Annotated in this window: 18 protein-coding genes; 7 read left to right on the top strand and 11 right to left on the bottom strand. The window is 70.4% G+C overall.

What is annotated here, in order from left to right; all coding sequences use genetic code 11:
• Window positions 1-15 precede the first annotated feature (15 nt).
• The 4 genes from GVN67_RS15415 (at window position 16) to GVN67_RS15400 (ending at window position 6492) form a co-directional block, all read left to right on the top strand.
• Window positions 16-1620 (top strand): phosphoenolpyruvate carboxykinase, encoded by a 1605-nt coding sequence (locus tag GVN67_RS15415; protein WP_159997499.1) that lies wholly within the window; start codon window positions 16-18, stop codon window positions 1618-1620.
• Between the two features lie 474 nt (window positions 1621-2094).
• On the top strand, window positions 2095-4299 hold the full coding sequence (gene pnp / locus GVN67_RS15410; RefSeq protein ID WP_159997497.1) for a polyribonucleotide nucleotidyltransferase: 2205 nt from the start codon (window positions 2095-2097) through the stop codon (window positions 4297-4299).
• A gap of 218 nt (window positions 4300-4517) precedes the next feature.
• Complete coding sequence (locus tag GVN67_RS15405; RefSeq protein ID WP_159997495.1) at window positions 4518-5918, top strand: nitronate monooxygenase family protein; 1401 nt, start codon at window positions 4518-4520, stop codon at window positions 5916-5918.
• A gap of 124 nt (window positions 5919-6042) precedes the next feature.
• Window positions 6043-6492 carry a DoxX family protein gene (locus GVN67_RS15400; RefSeq protein ID WP_159997493.1) on the top strand — a complete coding sequence of 150 codons (450 nt, stop codon included), beginning with the start codon at window positions 6043-6045 and terminating at the stop codon, window positions 6490-6492.
• 39 nt (window positions 6493-6531) lie between these two features.
• Here GVN67_RS15400 and GVN67_RS15395 read toward each other — a convergent pair whose 3' ends face one another.
• Together GVN67_RS15395 and GVN67_RS15390 are read right to left on the bottom strand one after the other, a co-directional pair.
• On the bottom strand, window positions 6532-7791 hold the full coding sequence (locus GVN67_RS15395) for a NupC/NupG family nucleoside CNT transporter (protein ID WP_159997491.1): 1260 nt from the start codon (window positions 7789-7791) through the stop codon (window positions 6532-6534).
• Window positions 7792-7874: 83 nt separating this feature from the next.
• Window positions 7875-8984 (bottom strand): DNA recombination protein RmuC, encoded by a 1110-nt coding sequence (locus GVN67_RS15390; protein WP_159997489.1) that lies wholly within the window; start codon window positions 8982-8984, stop codon window positions 7875-7877.
• A gap of 90 nt (window positions 8985-9074) precedes the next feature.
• On the opposite strand from GVN67_RS15390, the gene GVN67_RS15385 reads away from it, so the two are divergent.
• The gene (locus GVN67_RS15385) at window positions 9075-9653 is read left to right on the top strand and encodes a helix-turn-helix domain-containing protein (protein ID WP_159997487.1); all 579 of its coding nucleotides are present in this window, start codon (window positions 9075-9077) and stop codon (window positions 9651-9653) included.
• Window positions 9654-9666: 13 nt separating this feature from the next.
• Window positions 9667-10188, top strand: coding sequence for an N-acetyltransferase (locus GVN67_RS15380; RefSeq protein ID WP_159997485.1), 522 nt, complete (start codon window positions 9667-9669; stop codon window positions 10186-10188).
• Here the strand turns inward: GVN67_RS15380 and GVN67_RS15375 are convergent.
• From GVN67_RS15375 to GVN67_RS15350, 6 genes are all read right to left on the bottom strand, one after another.
• Complete coding sequence (locus GVN67_RS15375; protein ID WP_159997483.1) at window positions 10161-10403, bottom strand: hypothetical protein; 243 nt, start codon at window positions 10401-10403, stop codon at window positions 10161-10163. The two genes, GVN67_RS15380 and GVN67_RS15375, sit on opposite strands and share 28 nt — an antisense overlap.
• Before the next feature lie 78 nt (window positions 10404-10481).
• Complete coding sequence (gene purH, locus GVN67_RS15370) at window positions 10482-12059, bottom strand: bifunctional phosphoribosylaminoimidazolecarboxamide formyltransferase/IMP cyclohydrolase (RefSeq protein ID WP_159997481.1); 1578 nt, start codon at window positions 12057-12059, stop codon at window positions 10482-10484.
• Between the two features lie 360 nt (window positions 12060-12419).
• Window positions 12420-13529 (bottom strand): mechanosensitive ion channel family protein, encoded by a 1110-nt coding sequence (locus GVN67_RS15365; RefSeq protein ID WP_159997479.1) that lies wholly within the window; start codon window positions 13527-13529, stop codon window positions 12420-12422.
• A 142-nt stretch (window positions 13530-13671) separates the two neighbouring features.
• Window positions 13672-14193, bottom strand: a complete 522-nt coding sequence (locus GVN67_RS15360; protein WP_159997477.1) for a GNAT family N-acetyltransferase — start codon at window positions 14191-14193, stop codon at window positions 13672-13674.
• Window positions 14194-14307: 114 nt separating this feature from the next.
• On the bottom strand, window positions 14308-15693 hold the full coding sequence (locus tag GVN67_RS15355) for an esterase-like activity of phytase family protein (RefSeq protein WP_159997475.1): 1386 nt from the start codon (window positions 15691-15693) through the stop codon (window positions 14308-14310).
• 101 nt (window positions 15694-15794) lie between these two features.
• Window positions 15795-16910 carry a YihY/virulence factor BrkB family protein gene (locus GVN67_RS15350; RefSeq protein WP_235035319.1) on the bottom strand — a complete coding sequence of 372 codons (1116 nt, stop codon included), beginning with the start codon at window positions 16908-16910 and terminating at the stop codon, window positions 15795-15797.
• A gap of 323 nt (window positions 16911-17233) precedes the next feature.
• Here GVN67_RS15350 and GVN67_RS15345 point away from each other — a divergent pair, with 323 nt between their 5' ends.
• Window positions 17234-18331: a hypothetical protein gene (locus GVN67_RS15345; RefSeq protein ID WP_159997473.1), complete on the top strand. Its 1098-nt coding sequence runs from the start codon at window positions 17234-17236 to the stop codon at window positions 18329-18331.
• A 22-nt stretch (window positions 18332-18353) separates the two neighbouring features.
• Here GVN67_RS15345 and GVN67_RS15340 read toward each other — a convergent pair whose 3' ends face one another.
• The 3 genes from GVN67_RS15340 to GVN67_RS15330 all read right to left on the bottom strand — a co-directional run.
• Window positions 18354-18995 (bottom strand): hypothetical protein, encoded by a 642-nt coding sequence (locus GVN67_RS15340; protein ID WP_159997471.1) that lies wholly within the window; start codon window positions 18993-18995, stop codon window positions 18354-18356.
• A gap of 151 nt (window positions 18996-19146) precedes the next feature.
• Window positions 19147-19956, bottom strand: coding sequence for a cytochrome c (locus GVN67_RS15335; protein WP_159997469.1), 810 nt, complete (start codon window positions 19954-19956; stop codon window positions 19147-19149).
• A 67-nt stretch (window positions 19957-20023) separates the two neighbouring features.
• The coding region (locus GVN67_RS15330) for a GNAT family N-acetyltransferase (RefSeq protein ID WP_368667246.1) at window positions 20024-20798 on the bottom strand (775 nt) is incomplete at its 5' end.

Raw genomic sequence — 20798 nt, 5'->3', positions numbered from 1 at the left:
GGAGCATATCGTCTGATGACATCGCCGAATGCCGTGTCCGCCCTTGCCGGGACCGGCGTCACCGCCGCCGCCACCCTGCATGCCAACCTGACCGCCGCCGGTCTCTATGCCCAGGCGCTGGCCCGGGGCGAGGGCCGCCTCTCGGCCGATGGCGCCTTCATCGCGGTGACCGGCCAGCACACCGGCCGCTCCGTCCAGGACAAGTTCGTGGCCGACGACCCCGAGGTCTCCCAGGAGATCTGGTGGGGCAAGGTCAACCAGAAGCTCGAGCCCGCGAAGTTCGAGGCCTTCACCGCCGATGTCCGCGCCTGGCTCGGCCAGCGCGAGGTGCTGTTCACCCAGGACCTCTATGCCGGCGCCGACCCGGCCCACCGCATCAAGGTGCGGCTGGTGACCACCAACGCCTGGCATGCCCTCTTCGCGCGCAACATGTTCATCCGCCCGGCCGCCGAGGAGCTCGCCTCCTTCACGCCGGACTTCACCATCCTCCACGCGCCGGAGATGGATGCGAAGCCCGAGCATGGCGGCCGCGCCAATTCGACCACGCTGATCGCGCTGTCGTTTGCCAGGAAGATCATCGCCATCGCCGGCACCAGCTATGCCGGCGAGATCAAGAAGTCGATCTTCACGGTCATGAACTGGCTGCTGCCGGCCAAGGGCGTGCTGCCGATGCATTGCTCGGCCAATGTCGGCAAGGACGGCGACACCGCGCTGTTCTTTGGCCTGTCGGGCACCGGCAAGACCACGCTGTCCTCCGACCCGGAGCGCGCGCTGATCGGCGACGACGAGCATGGCTGGTCGGCCAGCGGCGTCTTCAACTTCGAGGGCGGCTGCTACGCCAAGGTCATCAAGCTCAGCCAGGAGGCCGAGCCGCAGATCTGGAACGCCTCCCACCGCTTCGGCGCCGTTCTTGAGAACGTCATCGCCGATGAGCGCGGCAACCTCGACCTCGACAACGGCGCGCTGACCGAGAACACCCGGTCCTGCTACCCGATCGAGTTCATCCCCGGCACCGCCCCGGGCGGCGTCGCCGGCCTGCCGAAGAACGTGGTGATGCTGACGGCCGACGCCTTCGGCGTGCTGCCGCCGATCGCCAAGCTGACGCCGGCCCAGGCGATGTACCACTTCATGTCGGGCTACACCGCCAAGGTCGCCGGCACCGAGAAGGGCCTGGGCCGCGAGCCGCAGGCCACCTTCTCCACCTGCTTCGGCGCCCCCTTCCTGCCGCGGCATCCGGAAGTCTACGGCAAGATGCTGGCCGAGCTGATCGCCACGCATGGCGCGCAGGTCTGGCTGGTGAACACCGGCTGGACCGGCGGCAGCTACGGCACTGGTCACCGCATGTCGATCAAGCACACCCGCGCCCTGCTGCGCGCGGCCCTCGACGGCAGCCTGGCCCATGCCGAGTTCGCGACCGACCCGTTCTTCGGCCTGGCCGTGCCGCAGAACGTGCCGGGCGTGCCGAGCGAGGTGCTGAACCCGCGCGAGGCCTGGGCCGACAAGGCCGCCTACGACAAGACCGCCAGCCACCTGGTCGGCCTGTTCGAGAAGAACTTCGAGACGTTTGCCGGCGCTGTCGGCGAGGAAGTGAAGGCGGCGGCGCTGAAGAGCGCGGCCTGACGCTCCGGCGCGTCTCAAGCCGGCGCGTCTCAGGAATGACGGGGGGCGGGGCCGCAGGGTCCCGCCCCTTTTTCATGGGCTTGGCCTTGGGCCTGCGCCCCCGCGCCTCGAAAAAATTCCATGGCATCGGGGGGCGACTGCGTCCATAACGCCGCCTGGGCTGGCCCGATTCGGGCCGGCCCGGACCCGCCGGCGGGCGGGGAGCATGAAGGCTGCACCGGGCGCGACCCTTTTCTCCAGGGCCGCGTGGCGGCGTTTCCGGCCACATGGTGCGTTCCGCGGCCCTGACGCCGCGGCCACTCCATGCCGCCCGAGACGCCGATGACCCCCCACTTCTCGGCGGGGGGACGGACCCCGGTATGGCGTCGGCATCCCTGCAGCGCTGAAACATGGACCCCTGCCGGCAATCTGGCCGCGGGGCGACGCAGGGCCCGCAGGCACCGATGCCGCGGGCCGCCATGCCAAGGATTTCGCATGTTCGACCATTATTACCGCAAGGACATCGTCTGGGGCGGCAAGACCCTGACCCTGGAGACGGGCAAGGTTGCCCGCCAGGCCGATGGCGCGGTGATGGCGCGGCTCGGCGACACCATCGTGCTCTGCACCGTGGTGGGCGCGCGCAACGTGAAGCCCGGCCAGGACTTCTTCCCCCTGACCGTGAACTACCAGGAGAAGGCTTTCGCCGCGGGCAAGATCCCGGGCGGCTTCTTCAAGCGCGAGGGGCGCCCGTCGGAGGCGGAGACGCTGATCTCCCGCCTGATCGACCGCCCGCTGCGCCCGCTCTTCCCGGAAGGCTTCCGCAACGAGGTCCAGGTCATCGCGACGGTGCTGTCGCATGACATGGAGAACAGCCCGGACATCGTGGCCCTCGTCGGCTGCTCGGCCGCGCTGACGCTCTCGGGCATCCCCTTCTTCGGTCCGGTCGCCGCCGCCCGCGTCGCCTATATCGACGGCGGCTATGTGCTGAACCCGACGCTGGAGCAGATCAAGACCAGCCAGCTGGACCTGGTCCTGGCCGGCACCGCCGAAGGCGTGCTGATGGTCGAGTCGGAAGCGCATGAGCTGTCCGAGGAAGTGATGCTCGGCGCCGTGACCTTCGGCCACCAGTCCTTCCAGACCGTGATCGAGGGCATCATCGAGCTGGCCGAGAAGGCCGCGAAGGAGCCCTGGGCCCTGCCGGAGGCCGACCCCGCCATCGTCGCCCTGAAGGCGAAGCTGGCGCAGATCGGCAGCGCGCCGATCGCCAGCGCCTACAAGGAGACCCAGAAGCTGGTCCGCCAGGGCAAGGTGGGCGAGGCCAAGAAGGCGATCCTGGCGCAGCTGACCGAGGAGGAGGCCGGCCAGGCCAAGGGCCTGCTGAAGGCGCTGGAAGCCGACGTGGTCCGCAATGCCATCCTCGACACCGGCATCCGCATCGACGGCCGCGACACCAAGACGGTCCGCCCGATCGTGGCCGAGGCCGGCGTGCTGCCGCGCGCCCATGGCTCGGCGCTGTTCACCCGTGGCGAGACCCAGGCGCTGTGCGTCGCGACCCTGGGCACCGGCCAGGATGAGCAGATCATCGACCAGCTCGCGGGCGAGTACCGCGAGAACTTCATGCTGCACTACAACTTCCCCCCGTACTCGGTGAACGAGACGGGCCGGATGGGCTCGCCCGGCCGCCGCGAGATCGGCCATGGCAAGCTGGCCTGGCGCGCGATCAAGCCGCTGCTGCCGGAGAAGACCGCCTTCCCGTACACGATGCGCGTGGTCTCCGAGATCACCGAGTCGAACGGCTCCTCCTCGATGGCCACCGTCTGCGGCACCAGCCTCGCGCTGATGGACGCCGGCGCGCCGCTGAAGCGCCCCTGCGCCGGCATCGCCATGGGCCTGATCAAGGAAGACAAGGGCTTCGCCGTCCTGTCCGACATCCTGGGCGACGAGGATCACCTCGGCGACATGGACTTCAAGGTGGCCGGCACCGAGCAGGGCATCACCGCCCTGCAGATGGACATCAAGATCACGTCCATCACGCCGGAGATCATGAAGATCGCGCTGGAGCAGGCCAAGGGCGGCCGGCTGCACATCCTGGGCGAGATGGCCAAGGGCCTGACCGGCGCCCGCACCGACGTCGCCGCCAATGCGCCGAAGATCACCGTGATCAATGTCCCCAAGGACAAGATCCGTGAAGTGATCGGCACCGGCGGCAAGGTGATCCGCGACATCGTCGAGACCACCGGCACCAAGATCGACATTGAGGATGACGGCACGATCAAGATCGCGTCGACCAGCCCCGAGGCGACCCAGGCTGCCATCGACCGCATCCGCGGCATCACGGCCGAGGCCGAGGTGGGCGGGATCTACAACGGCACCGTGGTGAAGACCGCCGATTTCGGCGCCTTCGTGAACTTCCTCGGCGCCAAGGACGGCCTGGTCCATATCTCCGAGCTGGCCAATGAGCGCGTCGCCAAGACCACCGACATCGTCAGCCAGGGCGACAAGGTGAAGGTCAAGGTGCTGGGCTTCGACGACCGCGGCAAGGTGAAGCTGTCCATGCGGGTTGTCGATCAGGCCACGGGTGCCGATATCAGCGACCAGGTTGGTGCCCGCCGCCCCCGCGAGGGTGGCGAGGGCGCCGAGGGCGAGGGCGAGTTCCGCCGCGAGCGGACCGAGCGCCGCCCGCGCCGCGACCGCGACTGAGCGGAAGAAACCTGGGCTGACCGCCCGCCACGCTGGCTCCCCGGCCGGCGTCGGGCGGTGGCCCCTGTTTCGGCCAGGCGTATCGGCGGGCCCCTGGCCCGCCGGCGGCCCGACGCCGCGATCCACGCCGGGGTATCGGAAGATGCTCCGGCTGGTTTATATGCCAGCAAGTATATGACGGTCTCGTGATGACCGATTTGTGGGGACGGTAGGCTGCGGTGAAGGCGATCAACGCGATCCGGATGGGCGGGACCGATGTTCTCCCCGTCGTCGAAGGCGGCAAGGGCGTGGCCGTTTCCACGGGGGCTTCCTGTGGCGAATGGGCGGGCGCCGGCGGCGTCGGCACCTTCTCGGGCGTCAACGCCGACAGCTTCGATGCCGAAGGCCATGTGATCCGGCAGGTCTATCACGGCCGCACCCGCCGCGACCGCCATGAGGAGCTGGTCGAATACGGCATCTCCGGCGGCATCACCCAGGCGCGCGAGGCCTATGAGCGGGCCAATGGCCAGGGCCGCATCCACATCAACGTGCTGTGGGAGATGGGCGGCGCCGAGCGGATCCTGCGCGGCGTGCTCGAAGGCGCCAAGGGGCTGATCAACGGCGTCACCTGCGGCGCCGGCATGCCCTACAAGCTGGCCGAGATCGCCCGCGAGTTCGGCGTCTTCTACTACCCGATCGTCTCCTCGGGCCGCGCCTTCACGGCGCTGTGGAAGCGCAGCTATTCCAAGGTGTCGGAGCTGCTGGGCGGCGTGGTCTACGAGGACCCCTGGCTGGCCGGCGGCCATAACGGCCTGTCCAATTCCGAGGACCCGCACAAGCCGGAGGCGCCCTATGACCGGGTGCTGAAGCTGCGCCAGCAGATGCGGCAGTTCGGCCTGGACGACGTGCCGATCATCATGGCCGGCGGCGTCTGGTGGCTGGAGGAATGGGAGCACTGGATCGACAATCCGGAGCTCGGCCCCATCGCCTTCCAGTTCGGCACCCGTCCGCTGCTGACCAAGGAAAGCCCGATCAGCGACAGCTGGAAGCAGCGGCTGCTGACGCTGAAGCCCGGCGACGTGCTGCTGCAGCCCTTCTCGCCGACCGGCTTCTATTCCTCGGCCGTGCGCAACGCCTTCCTGCAGGACCTCGAGGCCCGCAACGAGCGGCAGGTGGCGATCAGCCCCGAGCCGGTCGGCGAGCACACCGCCGAATACGGCGTGGGCCCGCGCAAGCGGCTGGTCTGGCTGGCGCCGGGCGACCTGCACCGGGTGCACAGCTGGGAGGCCGCCGGCTTCACCGAGGCGCTGCGCACCCCGGACAACACCCTGGTCTTCGTCACGCCCGAGAATTCGCGCGAGATCCTGAAGGACCAGACCGACTGCATGGGCTGCCTGTCGCATTGCCGGTTCAGCAACTGGACCCAGCACGCGCCGGACTTCACCAATGGCAAGAAGGCCGACCCGCGGTCCTTCTGCATCCAGAAGACGCTGCAGGACATCGCCCATGACGGCGAGATCGAGCAGAACCTGATGTTCGCCGGCCACAACGCCTATCGCTTCGGCAGCGACCCCTTCTATTCCAACGGCTTCATCCCGACGGTGAAGCAGCTGGTCGAGCGGATCATGTCCGGCCGCTGAGGCCTGCTGCGCCGGCGATCACTCAAGATTGCGTGAACGCGCTTCCGCCCTGGCGGAGGCGCGTTTCTTTTTGCCCCGTTCCGGCTAGGGATGCGCCGTCGAAACGACTTCGGGGGGCGTGGCCATGGTGCGGGCGATCGAGGGGCTGCTGGGCCAGCCGGCGGTGGAGTTCCTGGCGCGGGTGCTGCTGACCTTTCCCTTCTGGGGCAGCGGGCTGGCCAAGCTGATCGACTTCCCGGGCGGCGTCGCCGAGATGGCGCATTTCGGCTTCAACCCGCCGGCGCTGTTCAATGTCGCGGTGATCCTGACGCAGCTCGGCGGCTCGGTGCTGGTGGTGCTGAACCGCTGGACCTGGCTCGGCGCCGGCGCGCTCGCCGTCTTCACCGCGCTGACGATTCCCCTGGTGCATCGTTTCTGGGCGCTGGAGGGCGAGCGGGCGATCGTGGCTTTCCACACCGCGACTGAGCATGTCGGCATGATTGGCGCGCTGGTGGTGGTGTCGATTCTGGCGGAGCGCCGCCGCCGTCATGCGGTGGGTTTCGAGTCCCGCCTGGGGTCTCAAGGCGCCAATTGAAGGCGGGGTCCGGGGGGATACTATCCCCCCGGTGCTTTCTTACTGTGGCGCCGTCAGCAACCCCACGACCGCCCCCGTCATGCAGCAGGCAATATTGGCCGCGAGAAGCGACGGCATCCCCAGCCGGACGATGTCCGCCCGCCGTTCCGGGCACATCCCTGTCATCCCCGCCAGCATGATCCCCACCGAGCCGAAATTGCTGAAGCCGCAGAGCGCATAGGTCAGGATCAGCCGGCTGCGCGCATCCAGCCCCAGCCCGCCGGAGCCGGCCAGCTCCAGATAGGCGATGAACTCGTTCAGCACGGTCTTGATGCCGAGCGAGGCGCCGACCGCCGGGATATGCTCGTCCGGCACGCCCATCAGCCAGGCGATCGGGCGGAACACCATGCCCATCAGCCCCTGCAGGGTCCAGCCGGTCAGCGGCTCCAGCGCCATGTTCACCAGGGCGACCAGGGCGACGAAGACGATCAGGCTGGCCATCACCCCCATCAGCAGCTGCAGCCCGTCCGCGGTGCCGCGCACCACGGCCTCCATCGTGCTGTCGTAGAGGCGGGGCGCCAGGCCGTCCTCGGTGACCAGGGCCAGGTCGTCGGCGCCGGGCTGCGGCGGCCGCATCAGCGCGCCGACCAGCACCGAGGCGGGGGCGCTGATCAGGCTGGCCACCAGCAGCTGGCCGGCGACGTCGGGCACCACGGGGGCCAGGATGCTGGCATAGACCACCATCATGTTGCCGGCGATGGTGGCCAGCCCCGCGGTCATGACGATGAACAGCTCGGAAATGCTCAGCCGGCCGAGCCAGGCGCGGATCAGCAGCGGCGCCTCGACCATGCCGACGAAGACATTGGCGGCGACCGAGAAGCCGCAGGCGCCGGACAGGCCGAAGGCGCCGCGCAGCAGCCGCGACAGGGCGCGCACCACCAACGGCAGGATGCGCCAGTGGTAGAGGACGGCCGACAGGGCGCCGACCACCAGGACCAGCGGCAGGCCCTGGAAGAACAGCACGAAGCTGGCGCCGGGGCGGGTCTCGGTGAAGGGCAGGGGGGCGCCGCCCAGATAGCCGAAGACCAGCGCGGTGCCGGCCTGGGTCGCCAGGCTCAGCGCGCCCACGGCATCGCCCAGCCAGGCGAAGCCGGCGCGCAGGATCGGGATGTGGAGCAGGGCGGCGCCCAGGGCCACCTGCAACAAAAGGCCAGCGACCACCATCCGCCAGGGGATCGGGCGGCGGCAGCCGCCGACCACCCAGGCGATCAACGCCAGACCCAGCAAGCCGAAGCCGCTCTGCACCTGAAGCCAGCTCATTCACGCGACCTCAATAAAGAAAGGCTGGGGGAAGGAATTCCCCCAGGCCCCCATCTTCTTTCTATTTCATAAGAGGTCCGGCGCTAACGGGGCAATTTCGGGACGTCGTCCTCGTCGAGCTCCACCTGCTCGATGCGCGCGCCCGTGCGGGAAATCTTGTCGGTGCTGATGTCGATCTGGCGGATGTCGTCCTGCGCCTGGGCGAAATGGCCCTTCAGGCGGGAAACCCGCTCGGCCAGGCGGCTGACATCGCCCACCAGCTTGCCCACCTCCTCCTGGATGCGGCCGGCCTGGGCCCGCATCCGCACATCCTGCATCAGCGCCCGCATCGCCGACAGCATGGCCCACAAGGTGGTCGGCGAGACGATGTAGACGCGCCGCCGCTGCGCCTCGTCCACCACGGCGGCGAAACCGGTGTGCAGCTCGGCGAAGATCGCCTCGGAGGGGACGAACAGGATGGCGGCCTCGGCGGTCTCGCCGGGGATCAGGTACTTCTTCGCGATGTCGTCGATGTGGCGGCGCATGTCGGTGGTGAACTGGCGCGCGGCCACCGTCCGGCTGGGCGCGTCCTCGGCATCGCGCAGCGCCTGCCAGGCCTCCAGCGGGAACTTGCTGTCCACGGCCACCGGCCCGGGCGGATAGGGCAGGCGGATCAGGCAGTCGCAGCGCACCCCGGTCGACAGCGTGTGCTGCCAGGCGAAGCCGTCCGGCGGCAGCCGGTCCTCGATCAATTGCCGCAGCTGCATCTCGCCGAAGGCGCCGCGCTGCTGCTTGTTGCCCAGGATCCCGGCCAGGCTGGTCACCTGGCTGCCCAGCGCCTCCATATTGGCCCGGGCGGCGTCGATCACCGCCAGCCGCTCATGGATCTGCCCCGCCGTCTCCTGGGTCTGCTTCGCCTGCTCGGCGAGGCGCGTCGCCAGCTTCTCGTTCTGCGAGGCCAGCGCCAGGTCCAGCCGGCGCGCGGTCTCGGCCAGCCGGTCGCCCAGCAGCCGGTCCTGCTGCGCCAGCCGGTCGGTGGTCATCTCCGCCAGCCGTTCCTGCGTGCCGGCCAGCATCTCCAGCTTGCCCGCCAGCATCAGGAAGCCATCTGCCGCCGGTGGGGGCGCCGAAGGGCGCCGCAGCAATGTGAAAAAAAGAATCGCCAGGGTGATCAGCACGGCGAGCAGGGAAACGGGCAGCAGCCAGTCGGGCATTCAGTCGGGACTCCGCATCGGCCGCCATCCTATCGCAGGGCTCATCGCGCCGCTTGACGGTTTTCTCTCTGATGTGAGAAAAATTCTCTCATGAGAGACGAATCGGCCCCCGACCCGCTGGAAGCCCGCATCGCCGCGCGGCTGGGCCAGCTGCGCGCCGAGCAGGGCCTGTCGCTCGAGGCGCTGGCCGAGCGCAGCGGCATCAGCCGCGCCACCCTGTCCCGTCTGGAGCGCGGCGAGGCCAGCCCGACCGCGGCCATGCTGGGGCGGCTGTGCAGCCTGTACGGCCGGACCCTGTCCCGGCTGATGAGCGAGGTCGAGGAGGCGGCGCCCGAATTCCTGCCGGCCGCCGCGCAAGAGGTCTGGACCGACCCGCAGACCGGCTTCCGCCGCCGCATCGTCTCGCCGCCCGGGGCCGGGCTGCGCGGCGAGATGCTGGAAGGCCGCCTGCCGCCGGGGGCGAGCATCGCCTATGCCGCCGCCCCTTTGCCGGGGCTGGAGCATCACCTGTGGATGCTGGAAGGCGCCCTGTCGCTTACCGTCGAGGGCGTCACCCACCGCCTGACCGCCGGCGACTGCCTGCGCTACCAGCTGCACGGCGCGTCCCGCTTCGACTGCCCCGGGGACGGCCCGGCGGCCCGCTATGTCATCGCCATCATCCAGCCCTGAGAGGCCGTGCCGCATGATCATCGAGGAACTGACCGCCGAAGGGCTGCCCGCCGCCCTGCCGCAGCTGGCCGCCCTGCTGGAGGCCTGCGTCGCCGCCGGCGCCAGCATCGGTTTTCTTCATCCCATGGCGGAAGGCGAGGCGGCGGCGTGGTGGCGCGGGCTGAATGATTCTTTGCGAGACGGTTCCCGGCGGGTGCTGCTGGCACGCGATGGGGACCGGATCCTCGGCACCGGGGCGCTCGCCCTGGCCGGGCTGCCGAATGGCCGGCACCGGGCCGAGGTCTCCAAGCTGATGGTGCATCCCGAGGCCCGCCGCCAGGGCATCGCCCGCCAGGTGCTGGCCGCGCTGGACGAGATCGCGTGGGAAGAGGACCGCAGCCTGCTGGTGCTGGACACCCGCGCCGGCGATGCGGGGGAGCCGCTCTACCGCAGCCTGGGCTGGATCGAGGCCGGCAGCATCCCCGGCTATGCCCTGGCGAGCGAAGGCCCGGCCGACGCGACGGTCTTCTACTGGCGCGCGCTGCCGCCGCGCTGATCGCGCCGCCAGCGCAGGAAGGCCCCCAGCAGCGCCCCCGCCAGCGCCCCCGGCGGCACCAGCGCCAGGCCCGCCAGCCCGGCGACGCTGGCGCAGGGCTGGCTGCCGCAATCGCCCAGCAGCAGCACGAAGGCCACGGCGCCGAGCCCGGCCACCGCGGCGCCGATGACCGCGCCGGCGATCATGCTGACGAGATAGAGGAAGGGCTGGCTCATGCGGGCAGGTCTCCGGAAACAAAAAAGGCCGGGGGTTCGCCCCCCGGCCTTCTGGTTAGCCCGTGATCCGGCCGGGCGTCAGTGCCGGAAATGCCGCATGCCGGTGAAGACCATCGCCAGGCCGGCCTCGTCGGCGGCGGCGATAACCTCGTTGTCGCGCATCGAGCCGCCCGGCTGGATCACCGCCGTGGCCCCCGCCGCCGCCGCCGCCTGCAGCCCGTCGGCAAACGGGAAGAAGGCGTCCGACGCCACCACCGAGCCATGCGCCAGCGGCGCCTCCAGGCCGGCGGCCTTGGCGGCCTCGGCCGACTTCCAGGCGGCGATGCGGGCGCTGTCGACGCGGCTCATCTGGCCGGCGCCGACGCCGACGGTGGAGCCGCCCTTGGCATAGACGATGGCGTTCGACTTCACATGCTTGGCGACGCGGAAGGCGAAGATCAGGTCGGCCATCTCCTGCTCGGTCGGCGCGCGCCTGGTGACGACTTTCAGGCTGTCGGCGGAGACGCGGCCGGCATCGCGCGACTGTGCCAGGAAGCCGCCGGAGACCGAGCGCAGCACGCGGCCCATCGTGGCCGGGTCGGGCAGCCCGCCGGTCAGCAGCAGGCGCAGGTTCTTCTTGCGGGCGAAGATCGCCTTGGCGGCCTCGTCGGCATCGGGGGCCACGACGACTTCCGTGAAGATGGCGGAAATCTTCTCGGCCGCCGCCGCGTCCAGGGTGCGGTTGGCGGCGATGATGCCGCCGAAGGCCGAGACCGGGTCGCAGCGCAGCGCCAGGTCCCAGGCCTGGGCCAGGGACGCACCCTCGGACACGCCGCAGGGATTGGCGTGCTTGACGATGACGATGGCCGGCTTGTCGAACTCGGCGACGCATTCGAAGGCGGCGTCGGTGTCGTTCAGGTTGTTGAAGGACAGCTCCTTGCCCTGGACCTGCCGGGCGGTGGCGATGCCGGGGCGGTCGCTGCCATCGGTGTAGAAGGCGGCCTGCTGGTGCGGGTTCTCGCCGTAGCGCAGCGTCTGCCGCAGCACGCCGGCCATGGCCAGGCGGGGCGGGAAGTCCTGCTCCAGCTTCTGCGCGAACCAGGTAGAGATGGCGGTGTCATAGGCCGCGGTGCGGGCGAAGGCGGCGGCCGCCAGGCGCTTGCGGGTGGCGAGCGTGGTGCCGCCCTCCGCCTCGATCTCGGCCTGGAGGTCCGCCAGCTGCTCGGGCGCGGTGACGACGGCCACGTCCTCGTGGTTCTTCGCCGCGGCGCGGGTCAGGGCCGGGCCGCCGATGTCGATCTCCTCGACCGTCTCCTCGTAGGAGGCGCCCTTCGCGACCGTCGCCTCGAAGGGGTAGAGGTTGGAGACCAGCAGGTCGATCGGCGCGATCTTGTGCTCGGCCATCTGGGCGACGTGGCTGTCGTCGCCGCGGCGGCCCAGCAGCCCGCCATGGATCTGCGGCACCAGGGTCTTCACCCGGCCGTCCAGGATCTCGGGGAAGCCGGTATGGTCGGAGACATCCACCACCGCGACGCCATTGTCGCGCAACAGGCGCGCCGTGCCGCCGGTGGAGAGGATCTCGACGCCCTTCACGGCGAGGAAACGGGCGAAGTCCAGCAGCCCGGTCTTGTCATGCACCGAAATCAGGGCGCGGCGGATGGTGACGATGTCGGCCATGGCGGTCGAACCTTCCTGCAGTCTGGTCGCGCGGGGGATAGACCCAAGCGAGGCCAGGCTCAACCAGAGGCTGCGCAGGGCTGGTCCTCAACGGGGGCGGAACGGTCGAGCGGAGGTTTAAGAAAGGTTTATGAAGGTCGGGGGAATGAATTCCCCCTTTTTTCTGATCAACGGCCGTTCAGAGGCCTGCGCCACGACCCAGGCCCCGCCAGGGCAGCAAGGCGGGCCGCATCGTCGCGCACCCTGACAGGTCGGGCTGCCGCCGGGCCGTTTCACGTCCTGTCCCCACGTGGACACGGCAGTCCGAAAGAAAAGGGGAATTCATTCCCCTGGCCTACCGGATACTTCTCTTCAAGCCCTTCACTTGGCCAGAACCAACGCCTCCTGCGACGCCCGGTCGATCTCGTTGCGATGCCGCGGCAGCGCGCCGGGGTGCTCGCGTTGCAGCCAGTCGATCATCTTCTCCCGCACCTCGCAGCGCAGGTCGAAGGCGCGGCCGGCATTGCCGGCGCTGACCAGCATGCGGACTTCCATGGTTTCCTGGCGGAAGTCGGTGACCTGCATGTTCACCACCTTGCCGTCCCAGCGCGTCGAGTCCCGGGCGATCTGCTCCAGCCGCTCGCGCATGGCGCCGATCGGCGCCGAGTAGTCGACATAGAGCATCACCGTGCCGATCAGGGCGCTGCCCTCGCGGGTCCAGTTCTGGAAGGGGTGCTCGATGAAGTAGGACAGGGGCAGCACCATGCGGCGCCAGTCCCACAGGCGGACGACGACGTAGGTGGCGGAGATCTCCTCCACATTGCCCCATTCGCCCTCGACGATGACGGCGTCCTCCAGCCGGATCGGCTGGGTGATGGCCAGCTGGATGCCGGCGATCAGGTTCTTCAGCAGGGGCTGCAGGGCCAGGCCGACCACCAGGCCGGCGGCGCCCGCCGAGGCCAGCAGCGACACGCCGTATTGCCGCACCCCGTCGAAGGTCATCAGCGCGACGGCGGTGGTGACGACCACGATCAGGGTGGCCGCCACCCGCTTCAGGATGCGGGACTGCGTGGCGTGCTTGCGCGCCAGCAGGTTGTCTTCCGCCTCCAGCTTGTATTTGCGGAGATAGACGGTGGTCCAGATATGCAGCGCGGTCAGCGCCGCCCAGCCGACGCCGCCGATGAACAGCACCAGCAGGATATGGCGCAGCACGGTGGTCTGGCCCGGCGTCAGCGGCGCGATGCCGGCGGCGATGGACAGGCAGAAGACGATCAGCGCCAGCTTGACCGGGCCTTCGGTGCGGCTGACCAGGGAGCGCCAGAACAGCTCGCGCTCCGCCACCAGCCGCGTCAGCACCCGGTACAGCAGCCGGTGCACGCCGAGGGCGATGCCGGCCCCCACCGCCAGCACCAGCAGGCTGACCGCCCAGGATGGCGCCCAGGCCAGGGAATCGACCGCCTGTTGGCCGATATCGTCGATCTGCTCGAGCATCTCGCCTCCCGCTTTCGTCGCCTTGTGAATGCGAAGCCGGGGGCCTCGTTTCCAGGGGCGGGCACGGGAAGGTGAGATCAGCGCCCAGGTCTGCGACCCAGCGTGCTGAAAAGACTAGGCTTCGGCAATGCGGAAAAAGGTCTCACTCGGCCGGGATGCTCTTGTCGCCGGCGCCGAGGGTGCGCTGCATCACCACCACATCCATCCAGCGGCCGAACTTGAAGCCGGTGGCGCGCAGCAGCCCGACCTGGCGGAAGCCCAGCGACAGGTGCAGCCCGACCGAGCCGACATTCTCCGAATCGCCGATCACCGCCAGGACCTGGCGGAAGCCGGCGGCCTCGGCCCGCTCCAGCAGGCCGGCGACCAGGCTCTTGCCCAGGCCCTGGCCGTGCACGTCGTGGCGGACATAGATCTGGTCCTCGGCGGCGTAGCGATAGGCGGCGCCGTCGCGCATGGTCTGGAAGAAGCCGAAGCCGAGCACCGCGCCCTCCTCCTCGGCCACCAGCCAGGCCCAGCCGGCCTGCTGGATGCGGGCCAGGCGCTGCGCCATCTCGGCCTGGCCGGGCGGCGTCGCCTCGGAGGTGCCGGTGCCGGTCAGGACATGGTGGGCATAGATGGCGGTGATCGCCGGCAGGTCCTGGTCGGTGGCGTCGCGCAACGGCATGCAGGGTCTCCGCCTGGGGTAGTCGCTGCTCCAGGGGTAAGGGGGGCGGCGGCAACGGGCAAGGGGGGCCGCCGTGGCGCCCCCCCCTCCGTCGGCTCAGCGCCTGCGCAGCCGTTAGCGGGTGCGCAGCAGCTCGGGCACGTGCAGCAGGATGAACTCGTTGTCGTCGGCGCGCGACAGGTGGCGGCCGGCGCTGAAGGGCAGGTTGTTGTCGTTGGCCACGATGATGTGCTCGGCATCCACCATCGCCACGTCCTCGATGGTGAAGAAGGGGAAGCTGAAGCGGTCGCGCGGGGCGTCGGCGGCGCGGTCGCCGCGCTGGCGCGCCAGGTTCTCGGGGTCGCGGATCGCCATCAGGTCGATATGCGCCAGCTTGGCGACGAAGCCGTCGGCATCGACCTGGCCCAGATCGACCAGGTAGATCCGCTTCAGCCGGGCGGGGGCGTGGAAGCAGGTCGGCGGGGTGGCGGCGGCGTGCTGGCCGGCGGCGCAGGCCAGCGACGGGTCGCCCTCGCCATTGTCGCGCTCGATCACCAAGGCGCGGCGCTCGTCGATGAAGTTGAAGTCGCCAATGGCGGTCGCACCCGGCTCCAGCCGGTACTTCACGCTGCGGCCGGTCCAGGCGCTGCGCGCCGTGTCGAACTCGATCATGCGCAGGAAGGCGCCTTCCGGCTGGCCGCCAGCGGTCAGCACCGGCTTCTCCAGCAGGGCCCAGAGGCGGCTGCCATCGGGCAGCATGGCCATGCCCTCATAGCCGCCGGAGCGCTGCGACTGGAAGGCGACGCCGGCGGTCGGGCTGGCCGGCACCTGCAGCGACGGGTGGTCGGGGCTGCGGATGGCGCGGCCTTCCAGCGTGGTCTCGACCACCTGCTGGATGCGGCCTTCCATGTCGACGCGGATCAGGAAGGGGCCGAACTCCTCGCCGATCCAGAAGCCGCCATTGTTGGGGATGGGCTGGATGCTCTCGGGGTCGAAATCGGCGCCGGTCAGGTAGCGGGCTTCCGTGCCCTCATGGGCGATGCGGAAGGGCACGCGGCGGGCCGGGTCGGTCAGGAAGATGGTCTGCTCGACCGCCACCTGGCCGCTGCGGAAGTCGGGGCGGACCTTGTGGAACATCAGCAGCGCGTCGCCGCTGTTGCGCTTGGAGCCGAAGCCGTTGTCGGTCAGCACCCAATAGGCGCCGGGCTCGCTGTGCACCGGCTTGATGCCGGAGAAGCCCTGGACGGGCTGGCCGATGAAGGGCAGGGAAATGCCGGTGGGGCGGCCTTCCGGCGCCGGGCCGGTGGTGCCGGGCAGGCTGCCCGGGCGGTCGACGCGGCCCTCGGGGCCGGTGAACTTGCCCGAGACCATGGCGTCGCGCGGCGCGTCGGCCGGCGGCAGGGTCATGGTGAAGGCGGGCAGCACGGCGTGGCCGGCCAGGCGCGCCGGCAGCTGCTGGTCGGCGAAGGCGGGGCCACCCAGGCCCAGCAGGGCGGTGGCGGCAAGCAGGAAGGCGCGCATCGGGACATCTCCGCGGTATCGATGCGCGGCTGTTAGGGCGTCCCTGTTGCAGGCGCTTGACGGCGCGATGACGAAATGGCGGCGGCGCCTGTCGTGCCGCCCTATCGCGCGACGGTGTCGGCCATGGTGGCGCCGCGCTGGCCGAGGCGCTGCTCCGGCCCGGTGGTGGTGTCGGCGACGGTCTGGTGCTCCATCTCGGCATTCAGCTCGGCGCCGACCAGCACGATGATCGCCGAGATCCAGATCCACGTCATGAAGCCGATGACGGCGCCGAGCGAGCCATAGGTCGCGTCGTAATTGCCGAAGCTGCCGACATACCAGGAGAAGCCGGCCGACAGGATGGCCCAGGCGATGGCGGCGAAGACCCCGCCCCAGCTGACCCAGCGCCAGCGCGCCTTCTCCCGGCTGGGGCCGAAGCGGTACAGCGTGGCCAGCAGCCCGGTGATCGACAGCAGCAGCAGCGGCCAGCGCGACAGCTTCAGCAGCAGCTCGGTGCTGCTCTCGAGGCCGGCGAAGCGCAGCACCACCGGCAGCACGACGATCGCGCTCATCGCCAGGATGATGAACAGCAGCGCGCTGAGGGTGAAGGCCAGGGTGATGACGGTGCGCAGGATGAAGCCGCGCTTCTCCTTCTCCTCGTAGACGATGTTCAGCGCGTCGAACATCGCCTTGGTGCCCTGGTTGGCCGACCACAGCGCGATCATCAGGCCCATGATGGCGCCGAAGCCAAGCTTGCCGGGCTCGCCGCTGGTCAGCCGCTTCAGCTGCTCGTCCAGCAGGTCGAGGCCGCCGGCGGGGACGAAGCCGGCCAGCTGCTGCAGGTGGCTGCCCACCGTCGCCGGGTCGGCGAACAGCCCGTAGATCGAGACCAGCGCGGTCAGCGCCGGGAAGACCGAGAGCAGGGCGTAGAAGGTGATGCCCGCCGCCTCGGTCATCACCCGGTCCTCGTTGGCCTCGATGGCGGCGCGCTTGAGGATGCTCCACCAGCCGCGCACCGGGATCTGCGCCGGGCTGCGCGCCCGCCGGCCGAGCTCGGTGGCGGTGCCGGTGCTGGGGCCGGTGCCAGTGCCGGGAACGGTGCCTGGGGCGGCTTTGGCCGCGGGCTTGCCTGGCCTCGCCATGGCCGGGATGCCGGCGGCTGCCAGCCCATCGGGCGCCAGCCCGTCGGGCACCAGGGCATCCGGCGCGTCCGGCAGGGGGGCTTTCGTGCTGGACATCGGCCGGGGCTCCTCGGCGCTGGGGATGGGCGTGGCGGATGGGATGGCTCTGGGGCTGCAACGAGCGAGGCCGGGCCTTGGTTCCTTCGCATTGCGGCAAGATCGACAGGGCCGGCAGCCCTGCAGTCAATCCGTGGCCAAGCCCAAGAAAACCACAGAACATCCTGGAGCACCAACAGAATTGCGGCAGAAAATTGACAGAACATCCTCACGGTAATTTCGGGAGGGCTGACAGACGCGTGTTTTGAAACCGGAAGGTTTCGAAAAGAACTTGCAGCCCAGCGGCCCGGACTGTCCCGGGCCCCGGAAGAAGGAAGCGCTGCATGAGCGACACGCCGCAGGGATGGGCCGGGCTGGGCCAGGCCTCCGACGAGCGGGCGATCGGCCAGGTCTCCGGCGAGCTTGACGACGCCGCCACCGTGCTGGACGGCATGCTGCACGGCAGCGGCGCCGCCAACGGCCTGAGCAACCTGGCCTGGGGCGCGCGGCTGGCCGACATGGCCGACCATGCGCTGAACCTGGAATTCGACGAGGTGACCATCGACGGCTTCAGCCTGCTGGGCAGCGCCGGCGGCGCGGCGGTGGGGGGTGCGGCCGGCGGCACGCTGGGCGGGCTGCTCGGCGGCGGCACCGGCGCGGTCGGCGGCAGCGTGGTGCCGGGGGCCGGGACGCTGACCGGCGGCGCGCTGGGCGCCGGCACCGGCGTGGTGGTGGGCACCGGCGTCGGCACGGTGCTGGGCGGCTATCTGGGCGGCGAGATCGGCGAGGGCGCCGGCCGCGCCACCGTCGACCTGGCCGGCCAGGTTTCCGATTACTTCGGCTGGGGCGACGGCTTCTCCGATGTCGCCATCGGCAAGGGCGACCGGCTGGACGGCGCCGCCGCCTTCGACGGCCCGGCGCTAGCCGATTTCGACAGCGGCCGCTTCGGCGACAGCTTCGACACGGGGCGGTTCGGCGATTTCGACAGCGGGCGCTTCGGCGATGGTGGCGGCAGTTTGGGCGGCTTCACCGATGCCGGCTTCAACAGCGGCGATGGCGGTGACAGCGGCTTCGATAGCGGCCGCTTCGGCGGCGACGACGGCGGCAGCTCCAGCGGCGGCGGCTTCACCGACTGGTCCGGCGACTACGGCTATGGCGAGAGCGTCTCCGACAATGTCGGCGGCTTCTCCGACCCAGGCTTCAACAGCGGCTACAACGATTACGGCGGCTTCAGCGATTACAGCGACGGCAGCTTCGACAGCGGCCGCTTCGGCGGCGACGATGACGGCGGCTACAGCGGCGGCGGCTTCACCGACTGGTCGGGCGACTATGGCTATGGCGAGAGCGTCTCCGACGACGTCGGCGGCTTCTCCGATCCCGGCTTCAACAGCGGCTACAACGATTATAGCGACAGCGACTATAGCGGCGCCGGCCTCTGGTGAGGCGGCGCGCCGGCCTGCCGCCTCAGGCGCGGGCCGGCTTCGGCGGCGCCAGGCGCGGGATGCGCGATTCCAGATAGGCCATGAAGGCGGCGCGGTCCGGCAGCGCCGCCAGCACCGGCTCCGGCAGCCACAGCGCGCTGGCCTGGTCGACCACGATGAACAGCTGGCCCGGCGTCGCCACCAGCCGGTTCACCCGGCCCCAGGGCAGCAGCACGCTGCGGCTGGCGTTGCGCCAGAGCATGCCGTGCTCGCCCATCATCAGGTTGTGGGCGCCCAGCATCTCGCCGGCCTCGCGGTGCAGCCAGCGCAGCAGCCGCATCTGCTGGCGCAGGCACAGCAGCATGCCCATGGCCAGCCCCAGCAGCCACAGGCCGAGCCCGGCGAAGACCACCGTGCTGCCGCCCAGCCGCCATTCCCGGCCGCTGTCGCCGCGGGCCAGCCAGAGCTCGCCCATCCAGCCCTGCTGCACCGACAGCCAGCCGAGCCCGAGGCCGAGCAGCGCGCAGCCGCCGATCCAGACCGCCAGCATCGCCAGGCCGCGCGGGAAGAAGGGCCGTCGCAGCGGCTGCAGCAGCGCCCGTTGCAGCGCCAGGTAGCCGCCGATGTCCAGCGCCGGCACCAGCAGCTCCTGCTCGATGCGGCCGAGCTCGGCCACCGCCCCCATGCCTGTCGGCTTTCCCGTCAAACGCCGCACCCCCCTGGTGAATGGGGGCGGACCCTAGACCTGGGGGGGCAGGCGCCTCCACCCGCCGGCCGATCACAGCCGCGGCAGGATCGGTGCGATCACGAAATTCTTGGGTGCGCTGCAGCAGGGGTTACCGCCGCCCCGCCTGGTGGCGCAGATAGGCGACCAGCGCCTCCAGCTCGGCCGGGGGCAGGGCGGCCTCGTCGAAGGCGGGCATCTGCCGGCCGGGCCAGGTGCGGACGGCGGCGGAATCGCGGATCAGCGCGCGCAGCCCGGGCTCGGTCAGATAGGCCAAAGCCGGCATCGGCGCGCCGAGATCGGGCCCCATCTCGCCGGCGCCGGCGCCCTTCATCCGGTGGCAGGCCAGGCATTGGGTGACATAGACCTCGGCGCCGTGCCGGGCCGGGTCGGCGTCGGGCAGCGTCGCCGCCACCGCCAGCTGCGGCCAGCGGCGCAGCGGCGGCGCGACCGCGGTCAGCCGCGCCAGCATATAGGGCCATTGCTCGGGACGGACGTCGCCGGCCGCCGGGTTGCGCCAGACCAGGTAGAAGGGGCCGGCGCTGGCCGCCTTACCGGGCAGGGCCGGCCAGGGGGCGGCGGGGTCTTCGACCGCGATCCAGGGCTCGGCCGGGCTGTCCCGCAGCAGGGCCCCCGGGATCTGCGAGGCGAAGCCGTCCGAGGCCTGGGCCTCCACCGTCTCCACCCCCTGCAGCCCGCCCAGCAGCGCGCGCAGCGGCACGGCGCGGTAGCGGCGCTCGGCCATGGCATAGGCGACATCGGCGGGGATGGTGATGCTGGCGGCATCCGGCCGGGCCAGCAGGGCCGCGGTGTCAAGCCGCAGCTCCTGCCCGGCCAGGCTGAGCACCAGCTCGGCGGCGCGGGCGGGCAGGGCGGCGGCCAGGGCCAGGAACAGCAGCGCGGCGGCGCGGGGGAACAACATGGGCGGCAGGCCTCGGGCAGGGGCGGGGCAGAGGATTTCCGCCGCGCCCCCGCTTGGCAAGGGGGGATCAGCCGCCGCTGGAGTCGCCGCCCGCCCGCAGGCTGGTCCGCGGCACGCCGCGATGGTCGAAATTGGCGTCCGACAGCCAGCCAGCGATGGCGTCGCGGCGGCTCGGCCATTCGTCGTCCAGGATGGAGAACCAGGCGGTGTCGCGGCGCCGCCCCTTGATCACCAGGTGCTTGCGGTGCTCGCCCTCGAAGGTGAAGCCCAGGCGGTCGGCGGCGCGGCGCGAGGGGGCGTTGAGGGAATTGCACTTCCAGACCAGGCGGCGGTAGCCGAGCTCGTCCAGGGCGTGGCGCATCAGCAGGAACATCGCCTCGGTCGCGGCGCGGCTCCGCTGCATGCGCGGCGAGAACCAGATGTTGCCCAGCTCGATGGCGCCGTTGCCGGGCTGGATTTCCATCAGCGTCAGCCAGCCGAGCGCCCGGCCCGACAGATGCGGTCGCACCGCCCAGGCGATCGGGTCATGGGTGGTCGCGAAGCCGGCCAGGAAGCGGCGGAAGCTCGGAAAATCGGGAAACGGGCCGTAGCCCATATAGGCCCAGGAATCGTCGGCGCCCTGGACCGCCTCCCATAGCTCCTCGGCATGGCGCAGGCCGAGCGGCTCCAGCGTCACCGAATGGCCGCGATGCGCGATGCGGACAGGCAGCGGGCGGGGGCGGTTGCCGGCGCCTTCCTTGAAGCCCTTCTCCTCGAGGATGGCCTTCATCTCGGCCAGCATCTCCGGGCTGCCGCAGAGCATGACGCGGTCATCCTCGGTGGAGATCGGCGGCAGGCCGATA

The sequence above is a fragment of the Roseomonas sp. 18066 genome, from assembly GCF_902706185.1.
GTDB lineage: Bacteria > Pseudomonadota > Alphaproteobacteria > Acetobacterales > Acetobacteraceae > Pseudoroseomonas.
The sequence above is the reverse complement of the archived record's forward strand: the minus strand, read 5'-3'. Positions and strand labels throughout refer to the sequence as shown.

What these genes read in the sequence shown, in the direction of transcription:
- GVN67_RS15415 (WP_159997499.1), top strand. Translation starts at nt 16, where the DNA reads ATGACATCGCCGAATGCCGTGTCCGCCCTTGCCGGGACCGGCGTCACC.
- pnp (WP_159997497.1), top strand. Translation starts at nt 2,095, where the DNA reads ATGTTCGACCATTATTACCGCAAGGACATCGTCTGGGGCGGCAAGACC.
- GVN67_RS15400 (WP_159997493.1), top strand. Translation starts at nt 6,043, where the DNA reads ATGGTGCGGGCGATCGAGGGGCTGCTGGGCCAGCCGGCGGTGGAGTTC.
- GVN67_RS15395 (WP_159997491.1), bottom strand. Translation starts at nt 7,791, where the DNA reads ATGAGCTGGCTTCAGGTGCAGAGCGGCTTCGGCTTGCTGGGTCTGGCG.
- GVN67_RS15390 (WP_159997489.1), bottom strand. Translation starts at nt 8,984, where the DNA reads ATGCCCGACTGGCTGCTGCCCGTTTCCCTGCTCGCCGTGCTGATCACC.
- GVN67_RS15385 (WP_159997487.1), top strand. Translation starts at nt 9,075, where the DNA reads ATGAGAGACGAATCGGCCCCCGACCCGCTGGAAGCCCGCATCGCCGCG.
- GVN67_RS15380 (WP_159997485.1), top strand. Translation starts at nt 9,667, where the DNA reads ATGATCATCGAGGAACTGACCGCCGAAGGGCTGCCCGCCGCCCTGCCG.
- GVN67_RS15375 (WP_159997483.1), bottom strand. Translation starts at nt 10,403, where the DNA reads ATGAGCCAGCCCTTCCTCTATCTCGTCAGCATGATCGCCGGCGCGGTC.
- purH (WP_159997481.1), bottom strand. Translation starts at nt 12,059, where the DNA reads ATGGCCGACATCGTCACCATCCGCCGCGCCCTGATTTCGGTGCATGAC.
- GVN67_RS15365 (WP_159997479.1), bottom strand. Translation starts at nt 13,529, where the DNA reads ATGCTCGAGCAGATCGACGATATCGGCCAACAGGCGGTCGATTCCCTG.
- GVN67_RS15360 (WP_159997477.1), bottom strand. Translation starts at nt 14,193, where the DNA reads ATGCCGTTGCGCGACGCCACCGACCAGGACCTGCCGGCGATCACCGCC.
- GVN67_RS15355 (WP_159997475.1), bottom strand. Translation starts at nt 15,693, where the DNA reads ATGCGCGCCTTCCTGCTTGCCGCCACCGCCCTGCTGGGCCTGGGTGGC.
- GVN67_RS15350 (WP_235035319.1), bottom strand. Translation starts at nt 16,910, where the DNA reads ATGTCCAGCACGAAAGCCCCCCTGCCGGACGCGCCGGATGCCCTGGTG.
- GVN67_RS15345 (WP_159997473.1), top strand. Translation starts at nt 17,234, where the DNA reads ATGAGCGACACGCCGCAGGGATGGGCCGGGCTGGGCCAGGCCTCCGAC.
- GVN67_RS15340 (WP_159997471.1), bottom strand. Translation starts at nt 18,995, where the DNA reads ATGGGGGCGGTGGCCGAGCTCGGCCGCATCGAGCAGGAGCTGCTGGTG.
- GVN67_RS15335 (WP_159997469.1), bottom strand. Translation starts at nt 19,956, where the DNA reads ATGTTGTTCCCCCGCGCCGCCGCGCTGCTGTTCCTGGCCCTGGCCGCC.